Here is a 17,671-nt window from a genome sequence, read left to right as displayed (position 1 = left end):
GATGAAAAAGGTGCTTGTCCTTGGTGGTACGCGTTTTTTTGGTAAAAGATTGGTGGATCATCTGTTATGGGAAGGGAAATCGGAGATCACGGTCGCGACACGCGGACAGACAGAAGTGGATTTTGGCGAGGAAGTGAAGCGAATTCGCATGGACCGGGAAGACCCCCAATCCGTCGCAGAGGCCGCGCAGTCGGATCAATGGGATGTTGTTTATGATAATATCTGTTATTCCCCGAATGAAGCGAAGGCTGCTTGTGAAGCATTTGCCGGACGTACGCAGCGATATGTGCTGACATCTACGCTGTCTGTATACGGGGAACCCAGACCGGGATTTGTGGAAACGGATTTTGATCCGTACACTTACCCGCTGCAATATGGCAGCAAGTCGGATTTCAGTTATGGTGAGGGCAAACGGCTCGCCGAGGCTGTGTTCTTCCAAACGGCATCCTTCCCGGTAGCGGCGATGCGAATTCCAATTGTACTTGGAATCGACGATTACACAAGAAGACTTCATTTTCATATTCAACATGTGCAAAAAGGCAAACCGATCGGTATGCCAAATCCCGAAGCCGAGATTGGCTTCATTCACTCCACGGAAGCAGCACGCTTTCTGGCCTGGCTTGGTCAGGTGTCGCTGACAGGTCCAGTAAATGCAGCATCCAAGGGCTCCATTACTCTCACAGCTATGATGCATATTATCGAAACAGTGACAGGTATGCAGTCGCAGATTTTGAAGCAGACGGTGGACGAGGACATGTCGCCCTTTGGAGTAGAGCAGTCCTGGACAATGGATACTTCCAAAGCGGAGCAGGCCGGGTATACGTTTGAAGAGCTCATGAACTGGTTCCCGGGTCTTGTGCGAGAGGTTGCGCTGGCTCTACAGTCCGAGAAATAAAGCACGGAAGCAAGATGCAGGATGAACCAGAGAATTGCTCTCAGGGACATCCTGTTTTTCTTATGTATGCAGCGGGAAGATGGTTGCGGTAAACATCAGTCAGGGGCGGGAGCCGCAGCAGAAGCGCGTATTCGCATCTCCGAAGGTAAAATGATCGTCTGAGGTTCTGGAGGTAATTTTCCTTCGATACGATCAATCAGCATCTGCATCCCCTGATAACCGAATTCGTATGCAGGCTGTGCAATGACCGTTAAGAAGGGATCAAAGGCCGACGCCAGATCAAGATCATCAAAGCATACGACGGAAATATCCTCCGGCACTCGAAGTCCACGCTTGCGTAGCATACGGATAACGCCAATCGCAAGCATGTTATTTGCTGCAAAAACAGCAGTAGGCTGCTGCGGGCGGGATAGCAGACGTTGCAACCCCTCATCATCACTGAAATCCCGATAGCTGGTACGAAGCACGAGCGAAGGATCGGGAGCAATTCCGGCTTCACGAAGCCCCTCCACATATCCCTCTTCACGTAATCTGGCTGTGGACACCTCTGACGAACCGTTTACCAGTGCAATGTGCTGGTGTCCAAGCTTGATCAAATAACGCATAAGCTCCAGAGCGCCTTGACGGCTGTCTCCGGCAATGACATCGGAATGAATATCAGGTACTGTCCGATCCAGAAACACAAATGGAATATTTCGCGCCTGCAGCTGCTGCAAATGGGTAATAGAGCGATCACCTGCTGGAGCAAAGAGCACACCATCTACCCGTGTCGATAGAATAGCTTCCACATACTCCTTCTCTTTGTGATAGTCCTCGTCACTGTTGCCAAACAAAACGCGGTATCCACGCAGATGTGCCGCATCTTCCGCTCCGCGTGCGAGCGTGGTATAGAAAGGGTTGGTAATGTCCGTAATCAGTAAAGAAAGCATCTGTGTTCGCTGAAGCACAAGACTCCGCGCATTGGAGTTAGGGATATACCCAAGCTCATCGATCACCTGCTGCACTCGCTCCCGCGTAGCTGTACTAATACGCCCGGTGCGATTAATCACTTTGGAGACGGTCATCGCGGAGACGTTGGCTTTTTTGGCAATATCATAAATAGTAATCACATGAAATCTGACCTTTCCGCAGTGTAGTCTTTTCATTTTATAGGATAATGTGGATTGACAGCAAGATATGCGCATGCTATGTTAGGGTTACCGATAACCCTAAACGGAATAAATGAATTAGACAGAAGAACCGCTCTCGTTCGTTTTCATGTATGTTCCCTTGTGCGCCTAAGGTACAGTGAATGACATTAAATGATGAATTCATGAGAGTGGTTTATTTTTTAACATAATGTAAACGCATTCAAAAAACGGAAGGTTATCGGCAGCCGCATTTTTCCGGTATGAAACAAGCAATTTTCCTCAAATCCGACCTCGACCTCGTATTCAGTCAGAATATTCTCAAATCCATATGCATTTATTGAAATGCACTAAAAGGAGGACGTTCTCGCATGACCATGACTCAACAGGATTACCGTTACAAACAGGATTTTCCCAAAATTGGTATTCGTCCCACGATAGATGGCAGACGCAAAGGGGTGCGCGAGTCACTGGAAGAACAAACGATGCGCATGGCTACGTCGGTAGCTGAGCTGATCTCAACAGAGCTTCGTTATCCAGATGGTTCTCCAGTACAATGTATCGTTGCCGAGAGCTGTATCGGAGGCGTTGCGGAAGCAGCGCAAGCAGCAGCCTTGTTCAGTCGTTCCAATGTAGGTGTAACGATTACGGTAACGCCATGCTGGTGTTATGGTACGGAAACGATGGATATGTCACCTTCAGTGCCTACGGCGATTTGGGGGTTTAACGGCACGGAACGTCCAGGAGCTGTATATTTGGCCGCAGTGCTCTCTGCACACGCTCAGAAAGGTATTCCTGCGTTCGGCATCTATGGTGAAGAGGTGCAGGATGGCGGCGATTCTACGATTCCAGACGATGTGCGTGAGAAGCTGCTTCGTTTCAGTCGTGCCGGTCTTGCGGCGGCTATGATGAAGGGGCAAGCGTATCTATCTATAGGTTCGGTGTCGATGGGGATTGCAGGCTCCATCGTGAATGATTCTTTTTTCCAGGAATATCTGGGCATGCGGAATGAATACGTGGATATGAGCGAATTGACGCGGCGGATGGAAGAGGGAATCTATGATCCTGAGGAATACAAGCTTGCACTCTCCTGGGTAAAGGAAAATTGCAGTGAGGGCCCGGATAACAACCCGGAGCATCTTCAAAGTGATCGGAAGCGCAAAGATGCCGAGTGGGAAACGGTTGTTAAAATGACTCAGATTGTGCGTGATCTGATGGCAGGTAATCCGAAGCTCGCTGCACTCGGGTTTGAAGAGGAAGCCATGGGACATCATGCAATTGTATCCGGGTTTCAGGGGCAGCGGCAATGGACGGATCATGCACCCAATGGGGATTTTCTGGAATCCATGCTGAACTCCTCCTTTGACTGGAACGGTAAACGTGCGCCATATCTGGTAGCTACGGAGAATGACAGTCTGAACGGTGTCTCTATGCTGTTTGGTTCTTTACTGACACATACCGCGCAGATCTTCGCCGATGTACGTACGTATTGGAGCCCTGAATCCGTGAAACGTGTGACAGGACATCAGCTGGAGGGGCAGGCCGCGGCAGGTATTTTGCATCTGATTAACTCAGGCTCTGCTGCGCTCGACGGTACGGGAGAGCAAACACGGGATGGCAAGCCTGTGCTCAAGCCTTTTTGGGAAATTACGGACGAGGAAGTGCAGAATTGTCTGAAAGCGACTTCATGGAGACCTGCTTCCGTTGAGTATTTTCGGGGCGGGGGCTATTCGGCGGACTTTCTCACCAAAGGCGGAATGCCGGTAACGATGACCCGTTTGAATCTGGTGAAAGGGTTAGGCCCAGTGCTGCAGCTGGCTCAAGGCTACACAGTGGACTTGCCTGAGCATGTGCATGACACATTGGATCAGCGGACTGATCCCACATGGCCATCCACCTGGTTTGCTCCAATACTGACGGGCTCAGGAGCCTTTACTTCAGTATACGAGGTGATGAACCAATGGGGGGCGAATCACGGGTCGATCTCGTATGGACACATCGGTGCGGACCTGATTACTCTCGCCTCCATATTACGTATTCCGGTCAATATGCACAATGTGCCTGAAGAAGACATTTTCCGTCCGCGTGCTTGGGGCATGTTTGGCACAAGTGAGCCGGAAAGTGCGGATTATCGCGCTTGTCATGTATTTGGCCCGCTGTATCGTTAAGACGCTGACCGAAGGGAGCATTCTATGGGAACTCAGGCTAACGCTGCGTATGTGCTTGCTGCCGATTTCGGCGCCGGAAGCGGACGGGTGGTTCGGGGAGCACTGGAGGGACGCAAGCTGACACTGCAGGAAGTTCATCGCTTTCCTAATGATCCTGTACAGCTTCGAACGGAATTATATTGGGACTTCCCGAATTTATTTCATGAGCTGAAGCAGGGCATGATGAAAGGCACTGCCGGTTTATCCTCTGCCATACATTCTATTGCAGTTGATACGTGGGGCGTAGATTACGGACTGATCGATGGCAACGGCAGATTACTTGCTAATCCGCGTCATTACCGGGATGCACGCCATGGGGAATGGATGAAAGATGTGCTTTCTGTAGTGAGTGAGCAGGAACTGTATTCCATGTCCGGGGTACTGCCTCAACAGATTAATACGATATTTCAGCTCTTTGGTGATTTTCGGGAACGGACAGCGGATGTCGATCCTGGCACGCGTTTGTTATTCATGCCGGACTTGTTCCACTACTATCTATCAGGTGAACAGGCTTGTGAGTATACGATTGCAAGCACAAGCGGTTTGCTTCATACCGGGGAAGCAAGATGGAATGAAGCATTGATGAGCCGTCTGGGTCTGCCGCATAGCTTGTTCCCGAAGCTTGTTCAGCCAGGCACCGTGCTTGGTGCATTAAACAACGATTTGATTCGAGAGCTGCGCAGTGGCCCGATGCACGTTGTTTCCGCAGGATCACATGATACAGCTTCAGCACTTGCAGCCATCCCTGCATCTGCATCTGAATATGCTTTTATCAGCTGCGGCACATGGTCTCTGATGGGCATTGAACGGGATGGCCCGGTGTTGAGTGATCTGAGCCGCAAGCTTGGATTTACTAATGAGGGAACGGTAAGCGGCAAGGTGAGGACGCTCAAAAATCGTTCAGGTCTGTGGCTGCTGCAGGAATGTAAACGCCAGTGGCAGCGGGAAAATCGGGTCTATTCCCATGAAGAGCTTATTCAGCTTGCTTCCCTGGCGCGTCCGCTTCAATCATTTGTACCGCCAGGAGACGAGGTATTCATGAGTCCTGGTGATATGCCGCAGCGAATTCGCCAGCACTGCCAAAGTAGCAGCCAGAAGGTGCCTGATAGTGTCGGAGAGATCGTGCGCTGTATATTGGAAAGTCTCGCACTGGAGTTCAGGCAGACACTGGATGAACTTGAGCAGATTACAGGCAATAAACCTCCGGTCATTCATATGGTTGGAGGTGGGGTGCAGAATCGTTTGTTATGCCAGTTTACAGCGAATGCGGCTGGAGTCCCGGTAATCGCCGGACCCGTTGAAGCATCTGCAGCAGGTAACTGCCTGATGCAGTATGTTGCACTTGGTGAACTAGACAGCTTGTCCGATGCACATGAAATTGCAGGGGGTTCTTTTGAACCTGACATCTACACGCCTGAGCAGCAGGATGGCTGGCCAGAGGCGTATGGAACATATCAGCAATTAAATGGGTTGAAACAGGAGCAACCTTAATGCCATGAAACTGTAAGACAGAAGGAGTAAAAGAAACAGATAAAGGAGTGGTAGAGAAGCATGTCTGAACAACAGGTGAGAGAGGAATTGACCAAATACGCCCGTAAGGCGGTAGCTCAAGGACTGGTTGTTGGTCCAGGCGGGAACATTAGCGCGCGCTCAGATGGCACCATGCTCTTGTCACCGAGCGGCTTCGCCCTGGAGGAGCTGGAGCCGGATGAATGGATTGCTATTGATATAGAGACGGGAGAGACCCGTGAAGGGGCCACACGTCCCTCATCTGAAGTGCTGATGCATCTGTTCAGCTATCGAGTGAATCCCGATATTCAGGCCATTGTGCACACGCATCCCGCATATACGATTGCACTAAGTCTTGTTTATGACAGCTTGCCGCATCTGTTCCCTGACCAGTCAGCACTGGTGGGAGATATCGGATTTGTACCTTACGTATTGCCTACAACCAAACTCCTGGCGGATGCCGTTGCTGCCAAAGTAACGGAGCATTCAGCCCTTATTCTTGTCAATCACGGTCTGGTGACGACAGGCAAAAATCTGCGAGAAGCATATTACCGCACACAAGTGGTTGAAGAAAGTGCCAAGGTATATATGATTGCAAAGGCTGCGGGGGAACCCAAGGTTCTGACTGACGAGCAATATCAAGAGATTCAGTCTCTTGAAAGTGAAGCCTACCGCGTGCAATTATTACAGCAGCTCAAGTCCTGATCAGTTCATTTCACCGTTCATATTGAGACATACTGAATGCGTACAAGCGATTGCAGTAGGAAATCCAGTTCGTCAGAATGTGACATGATCAAGTCAGGTTTTAACCTTTTTCTCGACAACTATTGCATAACCTGAAATACCGAGTATAATACTGGGTAAATAGAACGAAAAGGGGATGCAATAAACGATGAAAACATATGCTGAATTGAACTCACTTCTTGTTGACGATTATCTGGATCTCCTGAATATTGCAAAGCAGTTAGGTGATGAGGAGTGGAAGGACTCCATCCTGCAAGCCTTGAAGGAAGAAGTCGATTCCAACCATCACGTAGATTCCACCGAGGTGCGTCAGGATCTCTGGAATCAATTCGAGGATATTAACGAGCAGATGCACGATTTGTTGATGCAGCTGAAACATACAGATTCTCCCGAGGACAAGGAACAGATCATCGAACTGATCTGGGGTCTGAAAATTGATCGGCATGCGATCACTCGCAAGCTCGAAACGATGAGCCGTGCCAGCGCTGGAACGCCAAAACGATAACGTTTGTCTAAGCTAAACAACCCGCACCCGCCTTGAGTTATACTCGAGGAAGTGGTGCGGGTTTTATTTGTTTTTTAGCGGATTAGAACTCCTTGGCAAAACGCTGTGCTTCTTCAATTCCTTTTTGCTTGATCTCCTCCGCACGATCCTTGTACTGGTTATGACCTTCCACAAAAATGCCATCCAGCTTCGGCACGCCCAGAAATGACATAATAATGCTTAGATAACGATGCCCGGATTCCATCTCGGCCGCAGGACCCTCCGAGTAAACGCCACCCCGTGCCTGAATGTGCAGTGCCTTTTTGTCTGTAAGCAAACCGATCGGGCCCTGCTCTGTGTAACGAAACGTTTTGCCTGCTACACAGATGGAATCAATGTAGGCTTTCAATACAGGCGGGAATGAGAAATTCCACAGGGGTGTAACAAAAACGTACTTGTCGGCACTCGCAAACTGGTCGGACAGCTCGTTCAGACGCTGAACTTTGGCCTGCTCCTCAGAGGTCAGGTCGCCGCCAGCCTGCAGCTTGCCCCACCCGCTGAATACATCTGCATCAATATGTGGAATGTTGGAACGGTACAGATCAAGATGAATGATTTCATCAGATGCATGGCTTTGCTTGTAAGCCTCAATGAAAGCTTTCCCGGCAGCCATACTGAAAGAGGTTTGATGATCATGCGGATGGGCAGTAATGTACAAGAGAGTTGACATCCATATTTCCTCGCTTTCCGAATATAAGTTCAGTGACTGGAGTAGTATGCTATGAGTAGCCTTATTTTATTCACTATAGTTAGGGGATTACCCGCAGCATGAGATGTATTTTGTCAAAATATAGTGATGCGATACTTAATATATGTATAATATATAGGACGAGTATTTTGGTGGAGCAAGCCCTGTAAAACAAGTGTAATCAGGCTGGATCCGAGATGTTCCACGTTTTCAATTTTCAACGATAATAAGATGAGTGAGATGAATGCACATGGGAATGGACCTGGAGAAACAGCGTTTAAGCATTGAAGCGGCGAAATTGTATTACCAGTCCGATTACAGTCAGCAGGATATAGCCTCAAGACTCGGGGTATCACGTCCGACCGTATCCAGACTGCTTCAATATGCCAAAGACCGGGGATATGTACGCATCGAGATTATGGACCCGCTGGAGGATATTGATATTATTGCGGGAGAGCTCAAGGCCAAATATCATCTGGAGACAGCACTTGTTTGTTTCGCACCACTCAAGAGCGATGAGGAGATTCAGAAGCATATCAGCAAGAGAGCTGCGGACTATTTGCAGGACACTGTTCAGGATGCAGACATCATCGGTGTGACTTGGGGAACAACGATGCATGCCGTGGCACGACAGCTCCGTCCCAAACAGGTCAAGGGTGTTGAAGTGGTGCAGCTCAAGGGGGGCGTAAGCCACTCCCATGTGAATACATATGCGGCGGAGATTGTGCATCTGTTTGCAGAAGCTTTTCACACGGTTCCAAGGTACTTGCCGCTTCCTGTTATCTTCGATAACCTTGAAGTGAAGAAAATGGTTGAGGCCGATCGGCACATTGGACGGATTGTAGAGCTGGGAAGACAGGCGAACATTGCCATCTTTACGGTGGGAACGGTGAAGGAGGATGCACTTCTGTTCAAGCTTGGATATTTTAATGAGCAAGAGCAGCAGCTCCTGATGAAGTCGGGTGCCGGGGACATCTGTTCACGTTTTTTTGATGCGGAGGGGCATTTGATCAGCGAGGAGATTAACAGCAGAACGGTTGGAATTGATCTCGCGGAGTTACGGAATAAGGAGAAATCTATTCTTGTCGCTGGTGGTATTCGCAAAATAGAAGCGATCCATGCCGCCCTGAAGGGTCAGTACGCCAACATTCTTGTTACAGATCAGTACACCGCACAGGCTTTGCTTCGTTTATAGCTTAAGAATTACATTTAAAACGTAAAAACATCCTCCAATATATTTTTGGTGGATGTTTTTTTACATAAAGTCATTTTTATGAATATGGGTTTGAACGCTCTAACTCATTTTTCCTTGGTAGCACCCCTTCTTTTTTGTTTTTTCTGCAAAATAAATGTAAAAACGGACATCGTTACAGCGACAGTAACAATAAAGGAAACATAACCCCATGGGTTCTCTATGACTGCACTCGACTGCCAAGGCCATACATAGGTGTTAATCATGGTTTCTCCTCAAATTTTAGTCAATAAACGAGTTTTGATAAAGGCTGCAACCAGAAGTAAAAAAGGCAGCACGATGTAAAAGGGCACACCTGTATACGCAACCAGATTACTAAACACAGCAAAATGCTCTGAAGAGCTCTTTGACAGGGTGAGAGAAACAATAAGCGCAACAAGCGATATGGGAATGACAAGTGAACGATAACTATTCAGATATAACAGCTGCTGAACGCTTCGCACCAAGGCATACATCTGTATTGACGTTTTGAAGAAGGCTGTACATACAAAATAAAGAATACCTATAGCATCCAGATTTTCAAAGAAATCGGCAATACTGATCGTTTTAGTTAGTGTATACAGTGGATATACCATCGTCATAAATCCCATCTCTCCGAAAACCGCGATAGCAATAGCATCAAACACAGCAATGATCATACCCGAAAGGAAAGTTGCAATCAGAACCTGATTGAGCATCTTTTCAGGTCTATCAGCCATAGGCCATATCATTGTTAAGGCGATGGATTCAGCAAAGGATTGTGAGATGCCGTTAGGCATAACAACATGAAAGATTCTTCCCCAGCCTTCTCCCGCTATAGGGGCTAAACGATGAAAATCCACCACCTCTGAGCTTAAAATCAGTATGATCTCGATTAGGAAAAAGAGGATCAGTACGGGAAGGATCATCTCTGTCAATCTGCCTATCGTTTGTACCCCGCTCATCAAAATATAGATCATGACTGAGATAAACAAGGCTAATATAGCCCATTCCGGTGTTCCGGGCAATATCGTTGTAATGAGCATATCCTTAATATCGCCTAATGAATGTGCCGCTCCGAAAAAGAACATGACTGGATAAATCCAGGCCAAGGGTACGCCGAGCCAATTGCCAAATGTTTTGGGGAACCATTCAACTATAGTCATACCAGGATACAGTCGCATAAGCATAAGAAACATAAGAATCGGGAGGGAGCCGATGACCGTGGATAAAAGAGTTGTAATCCAGGCGTCTCTTCCCGAAGCCGATGCAAATCCGAAGATTACGGAGGTACCCACTTGAAATATAACTGTCATCATGAATAATTGTCTGGTCGTTAACATTTTCACAATGCTTCCTCCTAATTGGAATTATTATGTACAAATATATATTTCATATTCACGGATTTTCTAAGGAGATTCAGGAAAAGTTATAGTAGCAATCGAGGTAGGAGGAGTTATTATGACGAGTACATCTTCGAAAACTCAAGATATGCTTTCCGGCAGATTTGCTGACGATTTGTCATGTTTTGAGTTGCAGTTCCAACGTTCATCTGACATCATTATTCGGCGTTTCAAGATCACTGACGTGCAGCAAGGAGCAATGATTCTTCTGGATGGTCTTTCCGACATCGAGGCGATCAATCAAAGTGTGTTGAAGCCGTTCTTTGAATATCAGAATCATGCGCTGATTACCTCTTCCGGCTTATCCCTTCCCGAAATAATGACCATTCTTCACGACAGACTTATCAGCAATATTCAGTTAACCATAAGTAAAGAGCGCGGCTACTTAATGGAACAAATTTTGTCAGGAGATACCGTTATACTTATAGAGGGCGTGAATCAAGCTCTTCTGTTAGGCTCCAGAAAGTGGAATATGAGACCCGTGGAAGAGCCGGCTACAGAGGCAGTCATCCGGGGACCGCGAGAAGGCTTCACTGAAGATCTGAGAACGAACACAAGTTTGATTCGTAGAAGGCTGAAAACGCTGGATTTGAAAATGGAAGCCATGAAAGCAGGAACGGAGTCGAGTACGGCGGTAGTTATAACTTATCTGGAGAATAAGGTGAGGGTGGGACTTCTTGAGGAAATAAAAGCACGTATTCAAGCAGTGGACAGCAAGGTTATTTTGGACAGCGGTATTATTGAAAATCTCATTGCAGACAATCCCGTCTCTGTATTTCCTCAAATGATTAGTACGGAGAGGCCTGATAAGGTTGTTGCAGGTTTATCTGAGGGCAAGGCTGCTATTCTTGTGGACAACTCGCCTTTTGCTCTATTGCTGCCCGTAACTTTTAATGAAATGTTAAAAGCCAGTGAAGATAACTATGAACATAAAATTTTCGCCAAGATTGTTCAAACGCTTCGTTTTTTTATGATGATCAGTACGTTATTTTTACCTTCGCTCTATATCGCAATTACAACCTTTCATCAAGAGATGATTCCCATAACACTGCTGTTAAGTGTTGCATCTTCACGAGAGGCCATCCCGTTCCCATCCTTTGTCGAGGCGCTAATCATGGAAGTGTCGTTCGAAGCATTACGTGAAGCCGGAGTTAGACTCCCCAGACCAGTTGGACAAGCGGTGAGCATTGTCGGTGCACTGATTATCGGGCAAGCCGCTGTAAATGCTGGTATTGTCTCGGCAACCATGATTATTATCGTTTCGATTACAGGTATTTCTTCATTTATATTTCCAACATTCAGTCAGGGCATAGCCATTCGTTTACTTCGTTTTCCCATGATGCTTTTTGCAGCTACGTTTGGTTTGTATGGCATTTTGATGGGGTGTTTGTGTTTGTTGATTCATATGTGCAATCTAAGTTCATTCGGGTCGCCTTATCTGAAGCCGATTATTTCAATAAAATCAGGAAAGCTGCTCCAAAATAGCCGTTCGATATGGCTCCAGTTTCGCAAGCTGATTGCAGACAACCGTCATTGACAGGCAAGAAATCGTAAGAAGATCTATTACACTTCGATTTGAAAATGGTGAGAAAATGAACAGAAGGATCAAAGTAATCGTGCCTCTTTTCGTTGCTATGATCTTGGTCATGACAGGATGCTGGAGTCGGATAGAGGTTAATGATATCTCTATTGTAACTGCAATGGCCATCGATAAGCAGAAAGATGGGAATATACAGATTGCGTTGCAAATACCCATACCTTCAAGGTTAAGTTCGTCAGGATCAGCAGGAAACGGAGGAGGTGGGACTGAGAATTCTCCATCTGCTTTGCTGGTATCTGAAAAAGGTTCTACCATTATGGATGCGTACAGGCGACTCGAAGAAAAGCTCTCACGACGTGTGTTTTTTTCTCAACTGAGATTTGTAATTATCGGGGAGCAAGCGGCACGTGATGGAATTAAGCCGTTGCTTGATTTTTTTGTTCGAGGAAATACCTCACGCCCAAGGTCTTACATTTTGTTCTCGGAGGGGCAAGGGGTTGACATGTTAAAGCTCTCGTCAGCTCTGGAGCGTTACAGTACAGAGGTGATTCGCGAGGAGGAAAAATTGGGAACCGGGGTGCAGGTAATGCAGTCTGAATTTGTAGATATGCTCTCGAGTAAAGGCATGGCTGCGGTCGCGGCAAAGGTTATGAAGAGGAAGCCCGATCCTTCAGACCACAGGGGACCAGATTCCAATCCCAATAACAAAGATACGCCAGCCATTGCCGGTACAGCAGTCATCCGCGAAGGAAAGCTTGTAGGGTGGTTAAACGAGGAGGAAACAAGAGGATTACTGTGGATGAAAGATAAATTAAAAAAAGCCGTTATCACTGCTGATGTCCCAAATGAAAGAGGGGGAGGGAAAATAAGTGTTCAGATCATCAAGGGGAGAACAAAATTGAAGGCGCTGCTGCAGGACTACAATGTCAAATTTGTTGCAACCGTTCGGACAAAGTGCGAGCTGTTGGAAAATTCAAGCAAGCTGGATGCAAGCAAACCTCAAGATTTACGTTATATGGGCACACTGCTGGAGAAAGACCTGGAAAAAAGAATTCAGGATACTGTAGATCAGGCACAGAAGTTGAAAGCTGATATTTTTGGTTTTGGCAACATGTTGTATCAGTCTCACCCGTCAGTATGGAATGGTCATTTCAAGGACGAGTGGGCTTCAAGATTTTCACAATTGGAGATCTTGACTGATACGCAGGTAACCATTGTTAGAACCGGGCTTACCAATAAAAGTATCCATATTGAATAAGACATTCAACCCATGTTCATCTCTTGTACCTAACACTTCCATTAAGTTTGAACAAAAGTTCAAATTGATTTTTACATATGTTCATGGTAATGTAATCATATAAGTTCACAGTTCACTTCAGATAAGGGAGAGATTGAATTGACTACATCACAATTGGCTAAAATGATCGACCACACGCTGCTTCGTGCAGATGCAACCCGTAACGAGATTACCAAGCTGACAGAAGAAGCGAAGCAGTACCAGTTCGCATCTGTGTGTGTTAACCCGGGCTGGGTGTCTTATGCGGCAGAACAGCTTCAAGGCACAGGCGTTGATATTTGCACCGTTATCGGATTCCCGCTGGGAGCGTCCACAACCGAAACTAAAGCGTTCGAGACTAAGGATGCCATTGCCAAAGGCGCAACGGAAGTCGATATGGTGATCAACATCAGCGCATTGAAAGACGGAAACGATAATTACGTGGAGCAGGATATTCGTGCTGTTGTTGAAGCTGCAGCAGGTACGCTTGTGAAAGTAATTATTGAGACATCTCTGTTGACAGACGATGAGAAAGTACGTGCTTGTCAAGCAGCTGTTAGAGCCGGAGCAGATTTTGTCAAAACATCGACAGGTTTCTCCACAGGAGGAGCAACACCGGAAGATGTCGCTTTGATGCGTCGCACCGTTGGACCAGACGTGGGGGTAAAAGCATCGGGCGGCGTGCGCAGCCTTGAAGATATGCAGAAAATGATTGAAGCCGGCGCTACCCGAATCGGGGCAAGCTCTGGTGTGAAGATCATGCAGGGCGGCGAGTCTACTTCGTCTTACTAAAACTTGATTGTTTCCTGGACCTTGTCGTTATGAAAACAGGGTTCAGGAAGTTTGTAAGCTGGATGAATGGAGTACGCAAGGGAGCTTTAATCCAAATCAAAGAAGTTATGAAAATTGATTTATCGGCAAATGTTGTAAGCGCTTTAATTCGTTTTCTGAAAAACTGAAATAGTGATATCCGATTTTCATATTTGAGGTTCAGTACCCTTTGAGCTGTTTATACAACACTTGCTTAACGATCTTCAAAGGAGAGATGACATGAAATATCTTATAGCCATACTTGGATTACTCGTTGTGTTTGGACTGGCTTATATCGCGAGTAACGGCAAGAAACAGATTCGATACCGACCGCTGGCGGTTATGGTTGTTTTACAAATTATATTGGCCTATGCTTTGCTGAACACCGAAGTGGGAACATGGCTCATTGGCGGGTTTTCCACGGTATTTAAGAACCTGCTGGAATATGCAAACGAAGGGATTACCTTTGTCTTCGGCGGTTTAGTAAACGTTGGAGCAGAAGGCGGGAGTGGACCGTTTTTCCTGACTGTGCTCATGCCGATTGTGGTCATCTCTGCCTTGATTGGTATATTGCAGTATATCCGAATCCTGCCTTTTGTTATAAAATATATTGGTCTGGTATTAAGCAAAGTCAACGGAATGGGCAAACTGGAATCATATAACGCAGTTGCTTCGGCCATTTTGGGGCAATCTGAAGTGTTCATATCCGTGAAAAAACAAATCGGGTTACTGCCGAAACATCGGCTTTACACCCTCTGTGCCTCAGCCATGTCCACGGTATCGATGTCCATTGTCGGTGCCTATATGTCGATGATTGATCCGAAATATGTGGTGACGGCGCTTGTGCTCAACCTTTTTGGCGGTTTTATCATTGCTTCTATTGTGAACCCGTACCGGGTAACCGAGGAAGAAGATATATTGGAAGTGCAGGAAGAAGAAAAACAATCGTTTTTTGAAATGCTGGGTGAATATATTCTGGATGGCTTCAAGGTGGCGATTGTCGTTGCAGCGATGCTGATCGGTTTTGTCGCTCTGATTGCCTTGATTAACGGAATATTCAGCGCTGTGATCGGCATTTCGTTCCAGGAACTGCTTGGGTATGTATTTGCACCTTTTGCCTTTGTTATGGGTGTCCCTTGGAAAGAAGCGATTCAGGCAGGAAGCATTATGGCCACCAAAATGGTGTCTAACGAATTCGTAGCCATGCTTGATCTGAGCAAGCAGACAGCATTGTCTGCCAGAACAACAGGCATCGTATCCGTCTTCCTTGTATCCTTCGCCAACTTCTCCTCCATCGGTATTATTGCCGGGGCGGTGAAGGGACTCCATGAGAAACAGGGTAATGTGGTGGCCCGCTTCGGACTGAAGCTGCTTTATGGTGCATCGCTTGTCAGCGTGCTGTCTGCGATCATCACTGGACTGTTTTTGTAAGCCGGATTATTGGAAGGAGTGCTTAGATTATGTCAACATTCAAAAGAGTACATCTGATTGTCATGGATTCAGTAGGAATCGGTGAAGCGCCGGATGCGGCCGAGTTCGATGATTTTGACGTCGATACGTTTGGTCACATTGCACGTGAACGCGGAGGTCTGAACATGCCTAACATGGCAAGTCTTGGACTGTCTAACATTAAAGAAATTCAAGGTATTCCCGTTGCAGATAAACCTAAAGCGTATTACACCAAAATGCAGGAGGCTTCCCGTGGCAAAGATACGATGACAGGCCATTGGGAGATTATGGGTTTATACATTGATACACCTTTCCGTGTATTTGAGAATGGCTTCCCGGATGAGCTGATTCAGCGCATCGAAGAGAAGACAGGCCGCAAGGTCATTGGCAACAAACCAGCCAGCGGCACGGAAATTCTGGATGAGCTGGGTGCGGAGCATGTCGAAACAGGCGCTCTGATCGTTTATACGTCAGCTGACTCCGTACTGCAAATTGCAGCTCATGAGGACGTTGTTCCTTTGAAAGAACTGTATGAAATCTGTGAGTTTTGCCGTGAAATCACACTTGAAGATCCGTACATGCTCGGCCGTATTATTGCACGTCCTTTCGTTGGAGAAGCCGGGAACTGGAAGCGCACTGCGAACCGTCATGACTATGCACTCAAGCCGTTTGGGCGCACAGTTATGAATGAGCTGAAGGATGGCGGCTTTGACGTTATTGCTTTAGGTAAAATCTCCGATATTTATGACGGCGAGGGTGTGACCAAAGCGGTTCGCACCGTCTCGAATATGGATGGCATGGACAAGCTGTCTGAAACGATGGACGAAGAGTTCACGGGTCTGAGCTTCCTGAATCTCGTTGATTTTGATGCGCTCTACGGCCACCGCCGTGACCCGCAAGGTTATGCCCAGGCACTTGAAGATTATGACGCACGTCTGCCCGAGATTTTTGCGAAAATGACCAACGATGATCTGCTGCTCATTACGGCCGACCATGGTAACGACCCAACCTACCGCGGCACAGATCATACACGTGAATATGTTCCGCTGCTTGCTTACTCCCCGCGTTTCAGCGAGGGTAAACAGCTGGAGCTGCGCAGCACCTTTGCAGACCTTGGTGCAACTGTGGCAGATAACTTTGGTGTAAAGCTGCCTGAATACGGCAAAAGCTTCTTAAATGATCTAAAATAACAATGAATGTCTGAACTGAATCGTGAGTGACTGAAAAGTATGAATTGTTCAAACTGATGCGGGCGTTCATCATGGTGCTGGACTGCGGGAGTGATGTAAGAGGAAGTCTCTCCCGAGCCAGGCCGCCTATCGCAAATAACCATAGATAATTATATATATTGGAGGAAATGACATGAGTACACATATTGGAGCAAAACCGGGAGATATCGCAGAAACGATCCTTTTGCCAGGAGACCCTTTGCGTGCAAAATACATCGCAGATACGTATCTTGAGGATGTCGTTTGTTACAACGAGGTTCGTGGAATGCTTGGCTTCACAGGTACATATCAAGGTCACCGGATTTCGGTGCAAGGTTCGGGTATGGGGATTCCATCCTTTGCGATCTACGCAAACGAATTGATCAGTGAGTATGGTGTGAAAAACCTTATTCGTGTTGGTACTTGCGGCGGTATGCAGGAGCATGTACGTGTACGTGACGTCGTGCTAGCACAAGCAGCGTGCACGGATTCCAGCATGAACAAACATGTTTTCGGTGGATATGATTTCTCGCCAATCGCAACGTTCTCGCTGCTGAAGGAAGCTTACGACCGTGCAACAGCTAAAGGCATGAACATTCATGTCGGCAACGTGTTCAGCTCCGATTCCTTCTATCGGGATGACCGTTCCGTCACAGAAAAATTGATGAAGCACGGCGTGCTTGGTGTGGAGATGGAAACAACAGCGCTGTACACCATTGCTGCCAAATTCGGCGTGAACGCCTTGACCATCCTGACAGTAAGTGATCACCTGCTGACGGGTGAAGAAACTTCCGCAGAAGAGCGCCAAAAAACGTTCAACGACATGATGGTTGTGGCGTTGGAGACTGCAATTACACTGTAATGCTGTAACGATTCGGGCCGGTTGGGAGACAACAGCGATCGTAGGAACGACCGTAACCGGAACGGCTGCTGCACAGCGTTTTTATGATGAAGCTTTCTACTTATCAAGCTTCAATAGCAAAGGTTACAAAAGAAAAAAATTACACGTTAAACGGAGAGGACAGAAAAAATCCGAAGAAGCGAAGCGTCCGCCTTTATAA

Annotated in this window: 16 protein-coding genes; 12 read left to right on the top strand and 4 right to left on the bottom strand. The window is 47.0% G+C overall.

The genetic code is table 11. The annotated features are described in order from the left end of the window. Position 1 precedes the first annotated feature (1 nt). On the top strand, positions 2-895 hold the full coding sequence (locus tag ACQSGY_RS07530; RefSeq protein ID WP_427051361.1) for an NAD-dependent epimerase/dehydratase family protein: 894 nt from the start codon (positions 2-4) through the stop codon (positions 893-895). 95 nt (positions 896-990) lie between these two features. Here the strand turns inward: ACQSGY_RS07530 and ACQSGY_RS07525 are convergent, their stop codons facing one another. Continuing rightward, entirely contained in the window at positions 991-2,004 is a 1,014-nt protein-coding gene (locus tag ACQSGY_RS07525) for a LacI family DNA-binding transcriptional regulator (RefSeq protein ID WP_427051359.1), read from the bottom strand. Between the two features lie 395 nt (positions 2,005-2,399). On the opposite strand from ACQSGY_RS07525, the gene ACQSGY_RS07520 reads away from it, so the two are divergent. The 4 genes from ACQSGY_RS07520 to ACQSGY_RS07505 all read left to right on the top strand — a co-directional run bounded on the left by ACQSGY_RS07520 (position 2,400) and on the right by ACQSGY_RS07505 (position 6,987). Next, complete coding sequence (locus tag ACQSGY_RS07520) at positions 2,400-4,190, top strand: L-fucose isomerase (RefSeq protein ID WP_427051507.1); 1,791 nt, start codon at positions 2,400-2,402, stop codon at positions 4,188-4,190. 24 nt (positions 4,191-4,214) lie between these two features. Next, positions 4,215-5,720 carry a rhamnulokinase gene (locus ACQSGY_RS07515; protein ID WP_427051358.1) on the top strand — a complete coding sequence of 502 codons (1,506 nt, stop codon included), beginning with the start codon at positions 4,215-4,217 and terminating at the stop codon, positions 5,718-5,720. 60 nt (positions 5,721-5,780) lie between these two features. After that, positions 5,781-6,443, top strand: coding sequence for a class II aldolase/adducin family protein (locus ACQSGY_RS07510; protein ID WP_427051357.1), 663 nt, complete (start codon positions 5,781-5,783; stop codon positions 6,441-6,443). Positions 6,444-6,630: 187 nt separating this feature from the next. Beyond that, on the top strand, positions 6,631-6,987 hold the full coding sequence (locus ACQSGY_RS07505) for a hypothetical protein (protein ID WP_145402000.1): 357 nt from the start codon (positions 6,631-6,633) through the stop codon (positions 6,985-6,987). Positions 6,988-7,069: 82 nt separating this feature from the next. Here the strand turns inward: ACQSGY_RS07505 and ACQSGY_RS07500 are convergent, their stop codons facing one another. Continuing rightward, complete coding sequence (locus ACQSGY_RS07500) at positions 7,070-7,696, bottom strand: FMN-dependent NADH-azoreductase (RefSeq protein WP_427051356.1); 627 nt, start codon at positions 7,694-7,696, stop codon at positions 7,070-7,072. A gap of 274 nt (positions 7,697-7,970) precedes the next feature. Between ACQSGY_RS07500 and ACQSGY_RS07495 the strand changes: the two genes are divergently transcribed. Next, positions 7,971-8,909, top strand: a complete 939-nt coding sequence (locus tag ACQSGY_RS07495; RefSeq protein ID WP_427051506.1) for a sugar-binding transcriptional regulator — start codon at positions 7,971-7,973, stop codon at positions 8,907-8,909. Between the two features lie 104 nt (positions 8,910-9,013). On the opposite strand, the gene ACQSGY_RS07490 is transcribed toward ACQSGY_RS07495, so the two are convergent. Then, a complete protein-coding gene (locus tag ACQSGY_RS07490; RefSeq protein ID WP_427051355.1) occupies positions 9,014-9,172 on the bottom strand; it encodes a hypothetical protein in 159 nt (52 codons plus the stop codon). Between the two features lie 9 nt (positions 9,173-9,181). Further along, a complete protein-coding gene (locus tag ACQSGY_RS07485; protein WP_427051505.1) occupies positions 9,182-10,267 on the bottom strand; it encodes a GerAB/ArcD/ProY family transporter in 1,086 nt (361 codons plus the stop codon). A 118-nt stretch (positions 10,268-10,385) separates the two neighbouring features. Between ACQSGY_RS07485 and ACQSGY_RS07480 the strand changes: the two genes are divergently transcribed. The 6 genes from ACQSGY_RS07480 (at position 10,386) to deoD (ending at position 17,472) form a co-directional block, all read left to right on the top strand. Continuing rightward, positions 10,386-11,864 carry a spore germination protein gene (locus tag ACQSGY_RS07480; RefSeq protein WP_427051354.1) on the top strand — a complete coding sequence of 493 codons (1,479 nt, stop codon included), beginning with the start codon at positions 10,386-10,388 and terminating at the stop codon, positions 11,862-11,864. Continuing rightward, entirely contained in the window at positions 11,845-13,125 is a 1,281-nt protein-coding gene (locus ACQSGY_RS07475; protein ID WP_427051353.1) for a Ger(x)C family spore germination protein, read from the top strand. The genes ACQSGY_RS07480 and ACQSGY_RS07475 overlap by 20 nt, the downstream gene beginning before the upstream one ends. A 162-nt stretch (positions 13,126-13,287) precedes the next feature. Next, the gene (gene deoC, locus ACQSGY_RS07470) at positions 13,288-13,935 is read left to right on the top strand and encodes a deoxyribose-phosphate aldolase (RefSeq protein WP_427051504.1); all 648 of its coding nucleotides are present in this window, start codon (positions 13,288-13,290) and stop codon (positions 13,933-13,935) included. 258 nt (positions 13,936-14,193) lie between these two features. Continuing rightward, on the top strand, positions 14,194-15,384 hold the full coding sequence (locus tag ACQSGY_RS07465) for a NupC/NupG family nucleoside CNT transporter (RefSeq protein WP_145402002.1): 1,191 nt from the start codon (positions 14,194-14,196) through the stop codon (positions 15,382-15,384). Between the two features lie 29 nt (positions 15,385-15,413). Continuing rightward, positions 15,414-16,592, top strand: coding sequence for a phosphopentomutase (gene deoB / locus ACQSGY_RS07460; protein ID WP_188591839.1), 1,179 nt, complete (start codon positions 15,414-15,416; stop codon positions 16,590-16,592). A 172-nt stretch (positions 16,593-16,764) separates the two neighbouring features. After that, positions 16,765-17,472, top strand: coding sequence for a purine-nucleoside phosphorylase (gene deoD, locus ACQSGY_RS07455; RefSeq protein ID WP_426332829.1), 708 nt, complete (start codon positions 16,765-16,767; stop codon positions 17,470-17,472). The last annotated feature ends 199 nt before the right edge of the window (positions 17,473-17,671 follow it).

The sequence above is a fragment of the Paenibacillus sp. TC-CSREp1 genome (assembly GCF_050171015.1).
GTDB lineage: Bacteria > Bacillota > Bacilli > Paenibacillales > Paenibacillaceae > Paenibacillus > Paenibacillus silvae.
The sequence above is the reverse complement of the archived record's forward strand: the minus strand, read 5'-3'. Positions and strand labels throughout refer to the sequence as shown.